The organism is Methylobacterium sp. AMS5 (assembly GCF_001542815.1).
Taxonomy (GTDB): domain Bacteria; phylum Pseudomonadota; class Alphaproteobacteria; order Rhizobiales; family Beijerinckiaceae; genus Methylobacterium.
Genome location: NZ_CP006992.1, coordinates 361,715 through 378,070, shown reverse-complemented (window position 1 = coordinate 378,070; position 16,356 = coordinate 361,715). Strand labels below are relative to the sequence as shown.

Annotated in this window: 12 protein-coding genes; 3 read left to right on the top strand and 9 right to left on the bottom strand. The window is 68.0% G+C overall.

Translation table 11 applies throughout. The features are described 5' to 3' along the window. Nucleotide 1: 1 nt before the first annotated feature. From rbbA to Y590_RS01705, 3 genes are read right to left on the bottom strand one after another with little or no spacing between them, the layout of a single operon-like run. The gene (rbbA, locus tag Y590_RS01715; RefSeq protein WP_060768371.1) at nucleotides 2–2,737 is read right to left on the bottom strand and encodes a ribosome-associated ATPase/putative transporter RbbA; all 2,736 of its coding nucleotides are present in this window, start codon (nucleotides 2,735–2,737) and stop codon (nucleotides 2–4) included. A 7-nt stretch (nucleotides 2,738–2,744) separates the two neighbouring features. Beyond that, nucleotides 2,745–3,776: an HlyD family secretion protein gene (locus Y590_RS01710; RefSeq protein ID WP_060768370.1), complete on the bottom strand. Its 1,032-nt coding sequence runs from the start codon at nucleotides 3,774–3,776 to the stop codon at nucleotides 2,745–2,747. Continuing rightward, nucleotides 3,773–4,975: an acetate/propionate family kinase gene (locus Y590_RS01705; protein WP_060768369.1), complete on the bottom strand. Its 1,203-nt coding sequence runs from the start codon at nucleotides 4,973–4,975 to the stop codon at nucleotides 3,773–3,775. Before Y590_RS01705 ends, Y590_RS01710 begins: the two co-directional genes overlap by 4 nt. Before the next feature lie 850 nt (nucleotides 4,976–5,825). Between Y590_RS01705 and Y590_RS01700 the strand changes: the two genes are divergently transcribed. Further along, entirely contained in the window at nucleotides 5,826–8,213 is a 2,388-nt protein-coding gene (locus tag Y590_RS01700; RefSeq protein ID WP_060768368.1) for a glycoside hydrolase family 65 protein, read from the top strand. Beyond that, nucleotides 8,197–8,943 carry an HAD family hydrolase gene (locus Y590_RS01695; RefSeq protein ID WP_060768367.1) on the top strand — a complete coding sequence of 249 codons (747 nt, stop codon included), beginning with the start codon at nucleotides 8,197–8,199 and terminating at the stop codon, nucleotides 8,941–8,943. Before Y590_RS01700 ends, Y590_RS01695 begins: the two co-directional genes overlap by 17 nt. A 28-nt stretch (nucleotides 8,944–8,971) precedes the next feature. Here Y590_RS01695 and mltG read toward each other — a convergent pair whose 3' ends face one another. From mltG to fabD, 5 genes are all read right to left on the bottom strand, one after another. Beyond that, nucleotides 8,972–10,387, bottom strand: a complete 1,416-nt coding sequence (mltG, locus tag Y590_RS01690; protein WP_060768366.1) for an endolytic transglycosylase MltG — start codon at nucleotides 10,385–10,387, stop codon at nucleotides 8,972–8,974. A gap of 247 nt (nucleotides 10,388–10,634) precedes the next feature. Further along, nucleotides 10,635–11,897: a beta-ketoacyl-ACP synthase II gene (gene fabF, locus Y590_RS01685; RefSeq protein WP_003599984.1), complete on the bottom strand. Its 1,263-nt coding sequence runs from the start codon at nucleotides 11,895–11,897 to the stop codon at nucleotides 10,635–10,637. A 138-nt stretch (nucleotides 11,898–12,035) separates the two neighbouring features. Further along, nucleotides 12,036–12,272, bottom strand: coding sequence for an acyl carrier protein (locus Y590_RS01680; protein ID WP_003599981.1), 237 nt, complete (start codon nucleotides 12,270–12,272; stop codon nucleotides 12,036–12,038). 263 nt (nucleotides 12,273–12,535) lie between these two features. Then, nucleotides 12,536–13,276: a 3-oxoacyl-[acyl-carrier-protein] reductase gene (fabG, locus tag Y590_RS01675; RefSeq protein ID WP_012605587.1), complete on the bottom strand. Its 741-nt coding sequence runs from the start codon at nucleotides 13,274–13,276 to the stop codon at nucleotides 12,536–12,538. 112 nt (nucleotides 13,277–13,388) lie between these two features. Further along, nucleotides 13,389–14,321, bottom strand: a complete 933-nt coding sequence (fabD, locus tag Y590_RS01670) for an ACP S-malonyltransferase (protein WP_060768365.1) — start codon at nucleotides 14,319–14,321, stop codon at nucleotides 13,389–13,391. Between the two features lie 345 nt (nucleotides 14,322–14,666). Here fabD and Y590_RS01665 point away from each other — a divergent pair, with 345 nt between their 5' ends. Then, nucleotides 14,667–14,996 carry a hypothetical protein gene (locus Y590_RS01665; protein ID WP_060768364.1) on the top strand — a complete coding sequence of 110 codons (330 nt, stop codon included), beginning with the start codon at nucleotides 14,667–14,669 and terminating at the stop codon, nucleotides 14,994–14,996. 156 nt (nucleotides 14,997–15,152) lie between these two features. On the opposite strand, the gene Y590_RS01660 is transcribed toward Y590_RS01665, so the two are convergent. Beyond that, nucleotides 15,153–16,337, bottom strand: coding sequence for an aminotransferase class I/II-fold pyridoxal phosphate-dependent enzyme (locus Y590_RS01660; protein ID WP_060768363.1), 1,185 nt, complete (start codon nucleotides 16,335–16,337; stop codon nucleotides 15,153–15,155). Nucleotides 16,338–16,356: the final 19 nt, after the last annotated feature.

Below are 16,356 nucleotides of genomic sequence, written 5' to 3'. Positions count from 1 at the left end.
GTCACGCCTCCTGCTTGCGCAGAAGCAGTTGCGACAGCACGAGGAACAGGAACGCGAAGCCTGCCAGCACCGCGATATTGGGCGCGAGTTCGATGAAGGGCAGGCCCTTGGTGAAGGCGCCCGCCGTGACCGGCTGGTACCAGGCCGGCGGCAGCGAGAGTCCGATGATCCGCGCGCTGCCCGAGAGCGAGGCAATCGGCACCAGAAGCCCGGAGAAGTTGACCGCCGGGATGATCGACAGAAGCGCCGTGGCGAAGACCGCCGCGACCTGGGTCTTCATGAAGGTCGAGATGAACTGGCCGAACCCGGTGGTGGCCGAGACATAGAACAGCGTGCCGAGCGCCAGGGCGATGAACGAGCCCTTCACCGGAACGTCGAACACGATCAGCGCGACGAGGACCAGCAGCAGGAAGCTGATCATCGCGATGCCGATATAGGGAAGTTGCTTGCCGACCAGGAACTCGAACTTGGTGACCGGCGTCGAGCGGAAATTGGCGATCGACCCCGTCTCCTTCTCGCGCACCACCGCGATGGCCGACATGATGGCGGGGATCAGGATGAGCAGCAGCATCATCACGCTCGGGACCATGGCGTTGACGCTGCGGAAGGCCTGGTTGTAGCGGAAGCGCGTCTCCACGCTCACGGTCCTGCCCGTCGCCGCGGCGCCCGTGCGCTCGATCGCCAGCTGCTGAGCGTACTTGCTCGCCAGCGAGGTGACGTAGCCCCGGCTGGTCTCTGCCCGGAACGGCATCGCCCCATCGAGCCAGACGGCGACTTCCGGCACCCGGCCGGCCTGGAGGTCGAGGCCGAACCGGGGTGGGATCTCGAGGGCGATCTGCACGCTACCGCTGCGGAAGCGCTCGTCGAGTTCGGTCGCGGAGCGGAGCGGTGCCTGTTCGCTGAAGTAGCGCGAACTGGTGAAGGCCTCGGTGAGCTGCCGGCTCTCCGGGCTGTTGTCCTGGTCGAAGGCGGAGAAACGCAGGTGCTCGACATCGAACGAGATGCCGTAGCCGAAGGCGACCATCAGCAGCATCGGGCCGACGAAGGCGAAGGCGATGCGGATGGGATCGCGCAGCAACTCCATCGTCTCGCGCCTTGCATAGGCCCAGAGCCGGCGCGGATCGAACAGGTGGCGATGCGGTGCGGGCCGAGCGGCGGCGGGCAGATCCGCCGGCGGCCCGGTCGGTTCCTCCCGGTCGATGCCGGCGGCCTCGGCGAGATAGCCGATGAAGCAATCCTCCAGCGAGTCGCTGCCGCGCTCGCGCACGAGGTCGGCGGGCGCGCCGACGGCCAACACCTTGCCGGCATGCATGAGCGAGATGCGGTCGCAGCGCTCCGCCTCGTTCATGAAGTGGGTGGACAGGAAGATGGTGACGCCCTCGTCGCGCGAGAGGTCGATCAGGGTGCGCCAGAAGGCGTCGCGGGCGATGGGATCGACGCCCGAGGTCGGCTCGTCGAGGATCAGCATGGCCGGCCGGTGCAGCACGGCCACCGCGAGCTGCAGCCGCTGCTTGATGCCCAGCGGCAGGCTGTCGGGCCGGGCGTCCTTGACGGGTTCCAGCTCGTAGCGGTCGAGCAGTTCCCGGATCCGCGCCGGCCGGTCGTGCGGCGGCAGATGGTAGAGCTGGGCGTGCAGTTCGAGGTTCTGCAGCACCGTGAGCTCGCTGTAGAGCGAGAAGGCCTGGGACATGTAGCCGACGTTGCGCCGTGTCTCCATGTCGTTGCTGCCGACGGGCCGACCGAACAGCCGCGCGGTGCCCTCCGTGGCCGGCAGGAGGCCGGTGAGCATCTTCATCGTCGTGGACTTGCCGCAGCCGTTCGAGCCGAGAAAGCCGAAGATCTCGCCGCGGCCGATGCGGAAGCTGACATCGTCGACCGCGGTGAAGCTGCCGAAGCGCCGCGTCAGGTGCTCGGCCTCGATCGCCGGCTCCGCGTCGAGCCCCGGCGGGCGGGGCCGCAGCACCACCGCCTTGTGCTGCGCCTGCTTCTCGGGCGGCAGGAGCGCGATGAAGGCCGCCTCCATGTCCGGCTTGGCCGTCCGCTCCAGCAGCTCGGCCGGGCTGCCGCTCGCGATGACCTTTCCGTCGTCCATGGCCACCAGCCACTCGAAGCGCGAGGCCTCGTCCATGTAGGCGGTGGCGACGACGACGCTCATGCCGGGCCGGCGCGCCCGGATCGAGCCGATCAGATCCCAGAACTGTCCTCGCGAGAGCGGGTCCACGCCGGTGGTCGGCTCGTCGAGGATCAACAGGTCCGGATCGTGGATGAGGGCGCAGCAAAGGCTGAGCTTCTGCTTCATGCCGCCGGAGAGCTTTCCGGCGGGCCGTGCCTCGAAGGCTTCGAGGCCGGTAGCGGTGAGCAGGTCGGTGATGCGGGCGCGCCGCTCGCGCTGTCCCTGTCCGAACAGCCGGCCGTGGAAGTCGATATTCTCGAAGACGCTGAGCGTCGGGTAGAGATTGCGGCCGAGTCCCTGCGGCATGTAGGCGATGCGCGCGCCCTGCGCCGCGCGGTGGCGCCGCTCCGCCATGTCGCCGCCAAGCGCCAGAACCTGGCCGGACTGGATCCGGCGCACCCCGGCGACGAGGGCGAGCAGGGTCGATTTGCCGACGCCGTCCGGCCCGATCACCCCCACCATGCGCCCGGCCGGCAGGCCGAGCGACACAGCGTCGAGCGCGACCGTCCGGCCGTAGCGGTGCGAGACATGGTCGAGCCGGGCGATCTCGGCCGCGTCGTTCATGCCGGCCTCACGGCAGCTTCACGGCGAGGTCGGGCGGCCACGCGACGTTGCCCTTGATGCGCACGAACCCGATGCCGCGCACGCCGGTCTTCACCCGCTTGCGGTAGGTCTTCAGCACCTGCGGATCGATCTGGAGCTTGATCCGGAAGGTCAGCTTCTCGCGCTCCTCCTCGGTCTCGACGCTTTTGGGCGTGAACTGCGCATCGGCGGCCACGAAGCTGATCGTCGCCGGCACGACGTATTGCGGAACCGGATCGAGGATGATGCGGGCCTCGTCGTTCAGCGCGAGCGGCCCGGCCTGCGCCGCCGGCAGGTAGATCGTCATGTAGACGTCGGCGAGGTCGAGCAGCGTCAGGATGCGGGTGCCGGCACCCACGACCTCGCCCTCCCGCGCCAGCCGGTACTGCACCCGCCCGTCGCGGGGCGCCCGCAGCACGAGATCGACCAGCACGGCCTGCAGCCGCTGCACGTCGGCCTCGGCGCTCTGCACGGCGAACTTGGCCTGATCCTCCTGCGCCTTGGCGGCGTCGAGCCCCGCCTTGGCCGCCTCGGCCTTGGCCTTGCGCTGGTCGAAGGTCTGCTTGGTCATGTAGCCCTTGCCGACCAGCTCCTTGCCGCGGTTGTAGTCGGCGTCGGCGAAAGTGAGATCGCTGGTGCGCTGGGCGATCAGGGCGACGGCCTCGGCCAGGCTCTTCTTGGCCCGCAGCACCTGAGCCTGAGCGCCGCGCAACTGGGCCTCGGTCTCGGGGGAGGAGATCGTGGCGACGACCTGCCCTGCGCTCACCTCGTCGCCCTCCTTGACGAGGAGCTTCGAGATTCGACCCGCATATTTCGCGGCGACATCGACCTGCGTCGCCTCGATGCGCCCGTTCGACTTGGCGATGCCGTCCGGCATCTTCTGGCCGCGCAGACGGTCGATCAACTGCTTCAGGCGCGATTGCGCGAGGGAGGGCGGCGGCGCCGCGACGGCGAAACCGGTGGCGAGCAGGATCGCAAGCAGGGCCCCGCGCGCCCTGGGGCCCGGCCTCGTCCGCCTCATGCCCTCGCCCCTGGTGCGATTCGATCCAGCAGACGCATCGTGTGTTTCGCGATCATGCGCTCTTCGTCGGTCGGGATGACCCAGATCTGCGCCCGGCTTCCCGATGCATCGAGTCTTGCGACGCCCGAACCGTTGGCGTCATTGCTCAGGATCAAACCGGCCCAACTCAAATCGGCGATGACGCGCTGCCGGATCTCGGGCGCGTTCTCGCCGATCCCGGCCGTGAAGACGAAGGCGTCGAGGCCGCCGAGCGTCACGGCGAGGGCGGCGGCGGCTTGCGCGACGCGCCGGCAGAAGAAGGCGACCGCTAGCTCAGCCTCGGGCCGGTCGCTCGCCAGCAGCGTCCGCACGTCGTTGCTGAGGCCGGACAGGCCGAGCAGCCCACTCTCGTAATAGAGCATGTGCCCGACCTCGGCCGGCGTCATGCCCCGATGCTCGATGAGATGCAGCACGACGCCGGGATCGAGCGCACCGCAGCGCGTTCCCATCGGTACGCCGTCGAGAGCGGTGAAGCTCATGGTGGTTTCCTGGCTTCGGCCCTGCTTCAGCGCACAGAGCGAGGCCCCGGAGCCGAGATGGGCGATCACCACGCGCCCCTCCGCCGTTTCCGGGGCGACCTCCTTCAAGCGCCCGGCGACGTATTCGTAGGACAGGCCGTGGAAGCCATAGCGCCGAACGCCCTCGTCATGAAGGAAGCGGGGAAGGGCGAAGCGATCGGACAATTCCGGATGGCCGCGATGGAAGGCCGTATCGAAACAGGCGACCTGCGGCAGATCGGGCCGGCGCTGCCGCAAGACACGGATCGGATCGAGGTTGCCGAGCTGGTGGAGCGGCGCCAGCGGAATGAAGGTTTCGAGCCTGCGCAACACGGCGTCATCGATCAGCACCGGCTCCGCAAAGGCCGCTCCGCCATGGACGACCCGGTGCCCGACCGCGACGATCGTCGTGTCGTCGAGATGGTGCACGAGCCAATCGGCGAGATGGTGCTGGGCGGCCGAGGCATCGGGCACCGCGTCGGCTTCGAAACGCCGGTCCTCCAAGAGGGCACCGCTCCCGTCCGTCACCCTCAGTGCGGGCGTGCCGCCGATCCCGCTCATCCCCCCGCTCAGGCTGAGCGCGAGATCGGCGCCCTCGATGCGGTAGAGCTTGAACTTGATCGACGAGCTGCCCGCATTCACGACGAGGATGCTGTCGCGCATCTCAATTCCACGCCGGAGACGTGTCATGGGAAGGCGGAGCGACGGCTGTCGCGATCGACGGCCTCCTCGCAATGCCTCGTGAACGACGGTCGTCGACGTGTCCGGCCTGCGAGATACAGGATCGCATTCAAACTCTTCCCTCTATCGACCGTCTATCCAATCGGGTGAGCCGCTGTCGGCCCAAGATGGCTGAAGGAATAAAAACTCTCCTGAAGCTGCCAAATGATGATCTTGCGCCTCTATCGAGAGCGTGTTGGTGGATTGATCGCCAATTGGTCCCGATAACATTTGATCAATAAACGACATTTCAGGCATGAAAGGCCAATGCATCTGTCGTTCAACACTGACAGGCCGGTCTGGTTGCGCTGGTTTGCTGCGATGGTGGGCCTAAATCTGTCTCGATAGCTGTCCGGTGCGGGAACCGACTTCCCGCAGCCTGCATTTGCAAAAGCGCAACGGATTCTACCTCGACTGTTGCGCGAGCATTGTAACGGCCTTCCCTGAATCGGGGGGGAGCATCCGGTTGGTAGTCCGACAGGTCACTTGTCGACGAGAGCAGCAATCGTTTCGCCGAACACTGGTCTCGCCGCTTCGACGGACACGCGCGCGCTTGGCCGAAGTGGAAACCGCGTCAGCGCGCAAGAAAAGGCGACAACAGAGGCTTGATCCCATCGACCGGTCCGAGGTGATCGGTCACGACGCGAGAGCACCTGAAGCCGTCGCTGTGCCCTTGGAGATTCATGGCCACGGCTGAGGCCATCCCGCTGCATCCGGCGCCGGAGCGACGCGATCGGCGCTCAAACGATAGCGCGACGGCGAAATCCCCTAAAACGGAGAGAACGGACGACCGATGCTGCGCCCGCGCCTCATTCCGCCCGCCGACATGTTTCCCCCGAACCCATGGGCAATCGATGCCGTCCGCTACGATGGCCGGATGGCGCGCGAATTCACCGGGCAGGCGGAGACGATGTTCGCTCTTTCGAACGGCTATCTCGGGCTGCGCGGGGTCACCGATGAGGGGATGCCGGTCCGTGAGGCGGGCACCTATCTCAACGGCTTCTACGAGTATCGCCCCATCGTCTACGGCGAGCGCGCCTACGGTTTTCCGACGCGCGGGCAAAGCATCCTGAACTGTCCCGAGGGGACGGTTCTGAAGCTTTCCGTTGACGACGAGCCCTTCACCCTCCCGGAGGCCGAGATCCTCTCGTATCGCCGGATCCTCGACTTCAGGACCGGCACTTTGAGCCGGGACGTGTCGTGGGTGACGCCGGCGGGCAAGCGCCTGAATCTGCGCACGCTCCGCCTCGTCTCCCTCGCGCATCGCCACCTCGCCGCGATCGCCTACGAACTCACGGCCGAGAACGCCGAGGTGGCGGTGGTGATCGCGTCCGAGTTGCGGAACGATCAGCCCCTGGCCACCGACACCAGCGATCCCCGCTTGGCGGAGGGGTTCGTGGGGCGTGTCCTGCATCCGACCGGAACGCAGTCGGAGGCGCTGCGCTCGATCCTCAGTTATCGCACCGGAAGTTCGGAGCTGGTGCTCGGCTGCGGCATGGACCACGTCGTCACGGCCGATTGCTCCCTCGCTGTGCGCGCCGCCTGCGACGACGATCTCGCCACGGTCGTCCTACGCGGCGTTCTCGCGCCCGGTGGGGCGATCCGCATCCAGAAATACCTCAGCTACCATTACTCCGGCAGCGCGGCGCCCGAGAAGATCCGCTCCCAGGTGGCATGGACGCTGGACCGCGCAGTCGAGAGCGGCGTCCCCGCGATCCTCGCGCGCCAACGGCGGGACATGGACCGCTTCTGGGAGCGGGCCGACGTGGCGGTGGAATCGGCCAGCCCGCGCACGCAGCAAGCAATCCGCTGGAACCTGTTTCAGTTGATGCAAGCCTCGGAACGGGCGGAGGGGCACGGCATCGCCGCCCGCGGACTGACCGGGCGGACCTACGAGGGACATTACTTCTGGGACACCGAGATCTACGTCCTGCCGTTTCTGATCTACACGAATCCGCTGATGGCGCGGAGCCTGCTCAAGGTCCGCTACGACATGCTCGACAGCGCCCGCGACCGGGCCCGGGAACTCGGGCAACGCGGCGCGACCTTCCCATGGCGGACCATCAACGGGCGCGAGGCTTCCGCCTATTACGCTGCGGGGACGGCGCAGTATCACATCAACGCCGACATTGCTTACGCGCTTCGCAAATATGTGGAGGTGAGCGGGGACGTGGATTTCCTGTGCCGCTACGGCGCCGAGATCCTCGTCGAGACCGCGCGCTTCTGGTGCGATCTCGGGTTCTTCTCTGAGCGGATGAGCGGCCGCTTCTGCATCCACGGGGTGACGGGGCCGGACGAATACACGGCGCTCGTCAACAACAACTGCTTCACGAATCTGATGGCCCGGGAAAACATGCGCTACGCCGCCCAAACCGTGCGGATGCTGCAGCGCGACCACCCCGGCATCTTCGATGCCCTCGCCGGCCGCACTGGTCTCGATCCGGACGAACCCGATGCCTGGGATCAGGCGGCCGAACGAATGTACCTCCCCTACGACGAGGAGCTGAAGGTCCACCCGCAGGACGATACGTTTCTCGAACTGGAGAAGTGGGATTTCGCCGGGACACCGGAGGAAAACTACCCACTTTTGCTGCACTACCACCCATTGAACCTCTACCGCGCGCAGGTGATCAAGCAGGCCGACATGGTCATGGCCATGTTTCTGCTGGGCGAGCAGTTCACGCCGGAGGCTAAAAAACGGAACTTCGCGTATTACGACCCGCTGACCACCCACGACTCGTCTCTGTCCGTCTGCATTCAGAGCATCGTCGCGAACGAGATCGGCCTGCGGGATAAGGCGTTCCATTACTTCAACTTCGCCGTGGCGATGGACATCTCCGACATCGGCGGAAACATGAAGCACGGCGCGCACATCGCGGCCATGGGGGGCACGTGGCTCGCGCTGGTCTATGGCTTCGCCGGGATGCGCGATACGGGTGGGCGCATCACCTTCAACCCCCGCCTGCCCGATGCATGGACGCGGCTGAGCTTCACCCTGACGGTGCGCGGCCAGACGATCCGGGTCGCATTGAGCCACGACTCCGCCATTTACAGCCTGCTGGCGGGCGACGGCTTGACCCTCTGGCACGTCGACGAGGGCGTTTGCCTGTCGGGCGCGGAACCTTCGGTCACGAAAGCGATCCGCAAGTCAGCCGGGGGCGCCCATGCCCCCGAGCCATGATGCCGTGCCCCGGATGCTGCGTGCGGTGATCTTCGACGTCGATGGTGTGCTGGTGGATTCGCCCCACGAGCAGGCGTGGCGCGAGGCCCTGACCGGGTTCGCCGACCCGGCCGGCTTCACCACGGCCTTCTACCAAGCCCATGTCGCGGGCAAGCGGCGCCTGGAGGGCGCGCGGACCACGCTGGAATGTCTCGGCGACGCCGAGGCCGCCGCCCACGCCGCCGCGTTTGCCGAGAGGAAGCAGGCGGTGATCGAACGTCTCATCGCCGAGGATCGCTTCACAGCCTTCCCGGATGCGATTCGTCTCGCGGTCGCGCTGCGGGATACCGGGTTGCGCACCGTGCTCGCCTCGTCCTCGAAGAACGCCGACGCGATGCTGGCCCGCGTGGCCCTGCCCGACGGGCGCACGCTGCTGTCGCTGTTCGATGCGGATGTCAGCGGACGTGACGGGCCGCGCGGCAAGCCCGACCCGGCCCTGTTTCAGCTCGCCGCCAAAGCCGTGAACGTGCCGCCGGTCCGGTGCCTCGTCGTAGAGGATGCGCCGGCGGGGATCCGGGCGGCGCAGGCCGGCGGAATGGCCAGCCTCGGCATCGCCCGCCTCGGCGACGAGGCCCTGCTGCGGGCGGCCGGTGCCGACCTCGTCGTGACCTCTCTCGACCAGCTCGATGTCGCCGCCTTGGATCGCGGGAGCCTTTGCACCCGATCCGTCGAAGCGGCGCGCGACCCGTGAGCGTCACCGGCAGCGCGCGTCTTTGCCGTTACGGGTTGCGGAGTGCCGGCACCGTCTTCGGTGAGCCGAGGTCGTAGGTCTTGTTGCGCAGGGGATCGAGCCGGGTCCCCTCCGAGGCGTCGAAGGCCTTCGGACGCGGGCCTCCCGCACCGCCATCGGTGGCGCCGTCGAGCGCGAAGGCCGAGTTCGAGCCCGGCGCATAGGCCGAGGCGCGGCCGGGAGCGGTGCCGGGCTGGCCGGAGGGCTGCACGGCATTGGGCTCGGCGGTGTTCGGATCGACCTTGTCGACAGCGCCCGGATCTGCCGGCTGCGATTGCTGGCGGGACCGCTCGACCTGCCGCCAGCGCGTGACGTTGCGCTGGTGACCCTCCAGCGTGTCGGCGAAGGCGTGGCCGCCGGTGCCGTCGGCGACGAAGAACAGATCCTTGGTGCGCGACGGGTTGGCGACCGCCTCCAGAGCCGCGCGGCCGGGATTGGCGATCGGGCCGGGCGGCAGGCCCTCGATCACGTAGGTGTTGTAGGGAGTCGCCCGCTCGATCTCCGAGCGCATGATGCCGCGCCCGAGGGTGCCGCGCCCACCGACCAGGCCGTAGACGATGGTCGGATCGGATTGCAGTTTCATCCGCTTCTGCAGCCGGTTGACGAACACGCCCGCGACCCGCGGGCGCTCGTCGGCGCGGCCGGTCTCCTTCTCGACGATGGAGGCCAGCGTCACCATCTCGGCCGGCGTCTTGACCGGCACTTCGGGGCTGCGACGCTGCCAGATCTGGTTCAGCACCTCGCGCTGCTTGGCGCGCATCAGGTTGAGGATCTGCTGGCGGGTGGCGCCGCGTTCGAACTTGTAGGTGTCGGGGAGAAGCGAGCCCTCGGGCGGCGTCTCGGCGATTTCGCCCGAGAGGATGTCGTTGTCCCCGAGCCGGGCCACGATCTGCTCCGAGGTCAGGCCCTCGGGGAAGGTGATCGCGTGCTGGACCTGACGCCCGTTGGTCAGGGTCTCGATCGTGTCCTTCACGCTCGCATGGGCCTTGAACATGTACTCGCCATGCTTGAGCGGCCCCTTGCCGCCGAATCGGGCGGACATCTCGAACAGGCTCGGATGCTCGATCACACCTTCACGGGCGAGGATGCTGGCGATGTCCGATGTCCCGCTGCGGCTGGGAATCACCACGACCTTGTCGGCGGAGAGCGGCCCCGGCTCGGAGGTCTGGCGATTGAGCAGGGTCAGGCCGATCAGGGCGCCGAGTGCGAGGACGACACCGAGGGTGAGGAACCCGCTGATGGTGGCGAGCAGGCCGCCGCGGCGGCGCTCGGGCTTCTCGGGCGGGGGCGGGGCGACGGTGGGCTTGATGGCCTCGCTCGGGCTGCGCGGCGACGGCCGGTTCGGCAGCGACGGCTCCTCGGAAGCGGGCGGCGGAGACGGCGGCTCTTGTCGTCTGCGAAACATCCGGAATCCTGCTGTGGCCCTACGCGAAGGTCCGTCCAGAGCCTTCCGCGCCGGTCGCTCGACCCGAGGGCCGAGCGCGCGACGCCGCGGCACGATGGACGAAGCCTCGCGTGTCTCTCACGAAACGCACGCTCGTGGACCGGGCGTTTTGCGAGGCAGTGTAAGCAGTTTTGTGGCGAAATGGCGTTGTCTGCGGCAGAGCCGCCGCACCCGACGCGCGTTCAGACCGAAGTTGCCAAGTCTGTCGTCACGCGACCCGGCGCATCAGCAGCGAGGCATTGGTGCCGCCGAAGCCGAACGAGTTCGACAGAACCGTGTCGACGCGCTTGCGCTTGGCCTCGTGCGGGATGAGATCGATCGCGGTCTCGACCGACGGATTGTCGAGGTTCAGCGTCGGCGGCATGACGCCGTCGCGGATGGCGAGGACGGAGAAGATCGCTTCCACCGCCCCGGCCGCGCCGAGCAGATGGCCGATGGCCGACTTCGTGGACGACATCGATGCCTTGGAGGCGGCATCGCCGAGCAGGCGCTCGACGGCCTTCAGTTCCAGCTCGTCGCCGAGCGGCGTCGAGGTGCCATGCGCGTTGATGTAGTCGATCTCGGACGGGTCGATCCCGGCCCGCTTCACCGCCGCCTTCATGCAGCGGTAGCCGCCGTCGCCGTCCGGGGCCGGCGAGGTGATGTGGTAGGCGTCGCCCGAGAGGCCGTAACCGATCACCTCGGCGTAGATCTTGGCGCCGCGCGCCTTGGCGTGCTCGTACTCTTCCAGCACGACGATGCCCGCGCCTTCGCCCATGACGAAGCCGTCGCGGTCGCGGTCGTAGGGCCGGGAGGCCTTGGTCGGCTGGTCGTTGAAGCCGGTCGAGAGCGCGCGGCAGGCGGCGAAGCCCGCCAGCGACAGCCGGTTGACCGGTGCCTCGGTCCCGCCGGCCACCATCACGTCGGCGTCGCCCAGCGCGATCAGCCGCGAGGCGTCGCCGATGGCGTGCGCGCCGGTGGAGCAGGCGGTGACGACCGCGTGATTCGGGCCCTTCAACCCATGCTGGATCGAGACCTGCCCCGAGGCGAGGTTGATGATTCGGCCGGGAATGAAGAAGGGCGAAATGCGCCGCGGACCCTTCTCGTGGAGGGTCACGGAGGCGTCGTAGATCGTGCCGATGCCGCCGATGCCCGAACCGATCAGGACGCCGCTGGCCTCCTGATCCGCGTCGGATTTCGGATGCCAGTCGGCATCGTCGAGCGCTTGGCCGGCGGCGGCCATGGCGTAGACGATGAAAGGATCGACCTTGCGCTGCTCCTTGGCCTCCATCCACAAATCGGGATTGAAGGTGCCGTTGGAGCCGTCGCCGAAGGGCAGCGTGCAGGCGATCCGGCACGCCAGGTCGTCGGTCTGGAACGCGGTGACCGCGGAGGCTCCGCTGTCACCGGCGATGAGGCGGCTCCAGGTATGCTCGACGCTGCCACCCAGCGGCGAAACCATCCCCAGCCCCGTGATCACCACCCGCCGCATTGCCCGATCCCAACCGATCCGCTTGAGTCCCTAAAGGACGCTTTTGCCCTGAAGGACCGTTCCGTCCCGCAGGGCGCTTGGTTCAAAACGTGACGGCGCGCGGGGCCTCATCGACCCCGCCCGCACGAGCCCACCGCCTCAGGCGGAGTTCTTCTCCAGGAACTTGATCGCGTCACCGACCGTTTGAATGGTCTCGGCCGCGTCGTCCGGAATCTCGACGTTGAACTCCTCCTCGAACGCCATCACCAGCTCGACGGTGTCGAGGCTGTCGGCGCCGAGATCGTCGATGAAGTTGGAGGCCTCGGTGACCTTCTCAGGCTCGACGCCCAGGTGCTCGACGACGATCTTCTTCACGCGCTCGGCGATATCGCTCATCGTTGTTGGTCCTCGTCTTCTCGATCGTGATGGTGTGTGCTTCTAACGAAAGCGCCGTGGCCGCCTCACCCACTTCGGGGCTTGTTCTGGACGGCCGGTGTTCGATCGCGCGTGGTTTGGAAAAAGCCGCAACCCGCTGAACCGTCAACTCCCCTGCACGGCTGAGCCGGGTGTTAACACAGGGTTTCAGCTCTGGCGAGTGGCGGTTCAGAAAGCGTTCATCGCCGTGGTTTTCCGGTTGGAACACCTCTTTGTGGACATTCTCAGTACATCGCCATGCCGCCATTGACGTGCAGCGTTTGGCCCGTCACGTAACCCGCTTCTTCCGAGGCGAGATAGACTGCGGCGGCACCGATTTCGGCGCCCGTGCCGAGTCGGCCGGCGGGTACGCGGGTGAGAATCGTCTCACGCTGCTTCTCGTTGAGCGCGTCGGTCATCGCGGAGCTGATGAAGCCGGGCGCGATGCAGTTCACCGTGATCCCGCGCGTCGCGACCTCGGCTGCCAGGGCCTTGGTCATGCCCACCAGCCCGGCCTTGGCCGCCGCGTAGTTGCCCTGGCCCGGATTGCCGGTCGCGCCGACGACCGAGCCGATGCCGATGATACGGCCGTAGCGGCGCTTCATCATCCCTCTGAGCGCGGCCCGCGAGAGCCGGAAGGCGGCGGTCAGGTTGACGTTGAGCACCGCCTCCCATTCCTCGTCTTTCATCCGCATGAAGAGGTTGTCGCGGGTGATGCCGGCGTTGTTGATCAGGATGTCGAGGCCGCCGAGCGCTGATTCGGCAGCCGGAAGCAGCGCCTCCACCGCCTCCTTGTCGGCAAGGTTGGCCTCGACCACCGCGACGCGCTCGCCGCCGAGTTCCGCCGCCAGCTCGTCGAGCACCGCGCGGCGGGTGCCGGACAGCGCGACGTGGGCGCCCTGCGCGTGCAGCGCCCGGGCGATCGCACCGCCGAGTCCGCCGGTCGCGCCGGTGACGAGGGCCTTGCGGCCGGTGAGGTCGAACATGATGTCGGCTCTTCTGGTCGTCGTGGAAATTCGGAGTGCCTCGTAAAGCGCCCGATCGTTGATCGCCGCCCCTCCGGGTCCGACGGCGCATCGGGCGTTTCGTGAGAGACGCTCAGGCGTAGGCGGCGACGTCGTCGGGGGTGCCGACCGCGCTCGCGGTCGCGTTCGGTGCAATCCGCTTGACGAGGCCGGTCAGCACCTTGCCGGCGCCGAGTTCGAAGAAGCGATCGACGCCCGCCTCGGCCATGGCGGCGACGCTCTCGCTCCAGCGCACGGTGCCGGTGACCTGGGTAATCAGCGCATTGCGGATCGCGTCCGGCTCGGTGAGCGGGCCGGCGGTGACGTTGGCATAGACCGGCACGGCGGGGGCGTGCATCGGCACCTCGGCCAGCGCCCGGCGCATCGCTTCGGCGGCGGGCGCCATCAGCGCGCAGTGGAACGGGGCGGAGACGTTGAGGAGCACCGCGCGGCGCACGCCGCGGCTCTGCGCCAGCGCCATCGCCCGTTCCACCGCCTCCCGGTGGCCGGAGAGCACGACCTGCCCCCCACCGTTGTCGTTGGCGACATCGCAGACCAGACCCTGCGCCGCCTCGCCGGCGATGTCGCGGGCGGTGGCGAGGTCGGGCCCGATCAGCGCGGCCATGGCGCCGATGCCCGGCGCGACAGCCCGCTGCATCGCCTCGCCGCGAATCCGCAGCAGGCGGGCGGTATCGGAGATCGAGAAGGTGCCGGCGGCGGCAAGCGCTGAATATTCACCGAGGGAATGGCCGGCGACGAAGGCGGCATCGCGCGTGAGATCCAGGCCGCGCTCGGCCTCGAGCGTGCGCAGCACAGCGAGGCTCGCTGCCATCAGCGCCGGCTGAGCGTTGGCCGTCAGCGTCAGCTCGTCGGACGGACCCTCGAACATCAGGCGCGAGAGGTTCTGGCCGAGCGCCGCATCGACCTCCTCGAACACCTGCCGGGCGGCCGGAAACGCTTCGCTCAGCGCCTTGCCCATGCCGACGGCTTGGCTGCCCTGACCCGGAAAAATGAACGCTCGCGTCATGTCGTCCCGTCGCCGTGGCGCCGGAACGGATGCACCGGCGGATCGGTGTCCCGTCCGATGTCACGCGGTACCGTCGCAGTCACGAGAGGGACTGGCAGTACCCGGATCGTCGGGAGCGCCGTTTAAGGTGCGGCGCAGTCGCATCACGTGCGGCGAGTGTCAACAATGCGCTGCACAAGATCAGATCGGCGGAAAAGCCAAGCTCGACCACGGAATCACGTGCCCGATCACGGTCGAGCTTGGCCTGCGCCCTCGAACATTATCGATGTCGCGACCAGAACCGGGTTCATTTCCGCGCATTGATCCAAAGGCCCTCGCTTGGACGGGCCCTGCGAGACACACCCCATGTTCCGCACGATGTATCCCCAGGAGGCGGTCGGGCACGCCCATGCCCTGATCGGTGCCTACGAGACCGCCCATGCCGGGCTCGCCCGAATCTCGCACGAGTTCCGCCGCGACCTGTGCGTCACCCTGGACAGACTCGGTCCCGGCGCGGCGCCCTATCTGCGGGCCGTCCGCAGCGATCTTGAAGATCGCACCTCGGCGGCGCGTGCGACGTGGCCGCTCTGGATCGACCGGCTCACCGACCCGATGATCGATCGCCGCCTGATCGCGTCCCGTGCGCTGCTCGATGCCGTCGAGAGCGAAGCCGACGCCCGTGGGATGATTCTCTGATGATTACCGTCCCGAAGCCTTGGTGGCCGGTTTCGGGGGACGGCGTTCCCGGCGCCGTTCGACCGGGGCCGGGGCGTAGCGTACCTCACAAGACTTCCGATCTCTGGCCGTTCTTTCTCTGGCGATGACGGCGCAGCGGGAATTTTTTGAGAGACACTAAGCGGCGACGCGCAGGCTCGGCCGGCGCGAGCGCTCGGCGAGGTCGGCGCGCGCCCGGTCCAGCGCCTCGGCGACGCCGAGGGCGGCTCGTGCGATCTCCGCATCGGAATGCTCGGCGGTGACGTGCATCCGCAGGCGGCTGGCCTCGGCTGACGCGGTGAGATCGACCAGCAGGCCGAGTTCGATCAGGCGCGGTGCGGCAAGGCGGGCGAGTTCGCCGGAGCCGATCGCGACGGAGACGCTGGTGCAGGGCTCGCCGCAGACGGTCAGCGCCCGCTCCCGCAGGGCCGTACGCAGGTTCAGCACGTTGCGCATCAGCCGGGCGCGGCGTTCACACCCGTCGGCCTCGTCGAGGATGGCGAACGCCTTGAGGATCACCGCGATCTGAATCGGCGAGAGGGCCTGCGCTTCGGCCTCGGCGGCCCGCAGACAGGCCGTGACCGCGCGGGTGCGGGCGGCGACGAAGCCGCCGTTCGAGGCGAAGCTCTTCGAGAAGCTGCCGGTCACCAGATCGGCCTTGCCCAACATGTCCTGAAGGCCGAGATGGCCGCGCCCGTCCTCGCCGAGACAGCCCAGATCTTGGGTGACGTCGACGAGGAGAGTTGCGCCGTACTCGTCACAGAGCGTGCGCAGGGCGGCGAGGTCCGGCGTGCCGGAATCGAGCGGCGACAGGCTCTCGGTCACGACGAGGATACCGTTCTCGGCGTCGCGCGCCCGGATGGCCCGGAGCCGGGCGCGGCAATGCCCGGCATCGAGATGGCGGAACGGGTGGAGGTTTGCGGTGGCGGCCTCGGCACTCTCCCGGAGGCCGCTCCGGATGGCGGCATCGATCACCACGTGGTCCGTCGAGCGCACGAGGCCGCGGATGACGGTGCGGGCCGCGGCACGGCCGGTCGCGCAGAGCAGAGCCTCCTCCATCTGAAGGAAGTCGGCGATCCGGCGCTCCAACGCCACCGAATCACCGGCCTCGGCCGCGGCGCAGACGCTGCGCACGCCGAAGCGGCGCAGGGTGTCGGCGGCGGTGGCCACGATGTCCGGGTGGGTCGAGAGGCCGAGGCAATCCTGCGAGGCGAAGTCGAGCCCACGGAGGGGACGGTCGCCGAACGAGGCGGCCTTCGGGAGAAGGTGGGTGCCGTCCGTGCGATCCCGCTCCGTCGCGTCGGTCTGTTCACGATGTCTCATGCCATCCCGTCCGATGCCG

What these genes read in the sequence shown, in the direction of transcription:
- Y590_RS01705 (WP_060768369.1), bottom strand. Translation starts at nt 4,975, where the DNA reads ATGCGCGACAGCATCCTCGTCGTGAATGCGGGCAGCTCGTCGATCAAG.
- Y590_RS01700 (WP_060768368.1), top strand. Translation starts at nt 5,826, where the DNA reads ATGCTGCGCCCGCGCCTCATTCCGCCCGCCGACATGTTTCCCCCGAAC.
- fabD (WP_060768365.1), bottom strand. Translation starts at nt 14,321, where the DNA reads ATGACGCGAGCGTTCATTTTTCCGGGTCAGGGCAGCCAAGCCGTCGGC.
- Y590_RS01680 (WP_003599981.1), bottom strand. Translation starts at nt 12,272, where the DNA reads ATGAGCGATATCGCCGAGCGCGTGAAGAAGATCGTCGTCGAGCACCTG.
- fabG (WP_012605587.1), bottom strand. Translation starts at nt 13,276, where the DNA reads ATGTTCGACCTCACCGGCCGCAAGGCCCTCGTCACCGGCGCGACCGGC.
- fabF (WP_003599984.1), bottom strand. Translation starts at nt 11,897, where the DNA reads ATGCGGCGGGTGGTGATCACGGGGCTGGGGATGGTTTCGCCGCTGGGT.
- Y590_RS01710 (WP_060768370.1), bottom strand. Translation starts at nt 3,776, where the DNA reads ATGAGGCGGACGAGGCCGGGCCCCAGGGCGCGCGGGGCCCTGCTTGCG.
- Y590_RS01665 (WP_060768364.1), top strand. Translation starts at nt 14,667, where the DNA reads ATGTTCCGCACGATGTATCCCCAGGAGGCGGTCGGGCACGCCCATGCC.
- Y590_RS01660 (WP_060768363.1), bottom strand. Translation starts at nt 16,337, where the DNA reads ATGAGACATCGTGAACAGACCGACGCGACGGAGCGGGATCGCACGGAC.
- mltG (WP_060768366.1), bottom strand. Translation starts at nt 10,387, where the DNA reads ATGTTTCGCAGACGACAAGAGCCGCCGTCTCCGCCGCCCGCTTCCGAG.
- rbbA (WP_060768371.1), bottom strand. Translation starts at nt 2,737, where the DNA reads ATGAACGACGCGGCCGAGATCGCCCGGCTCGACCATGTCTCGCACCGC.
- Y590_RS01695 (WP_060768367.1), top strand. Translation starts at nt 8,197, where the DNA reads ATGCCCCCGAGCCATGATGCCGTGCCCCGGATGCTGCGTGCGGTGATC.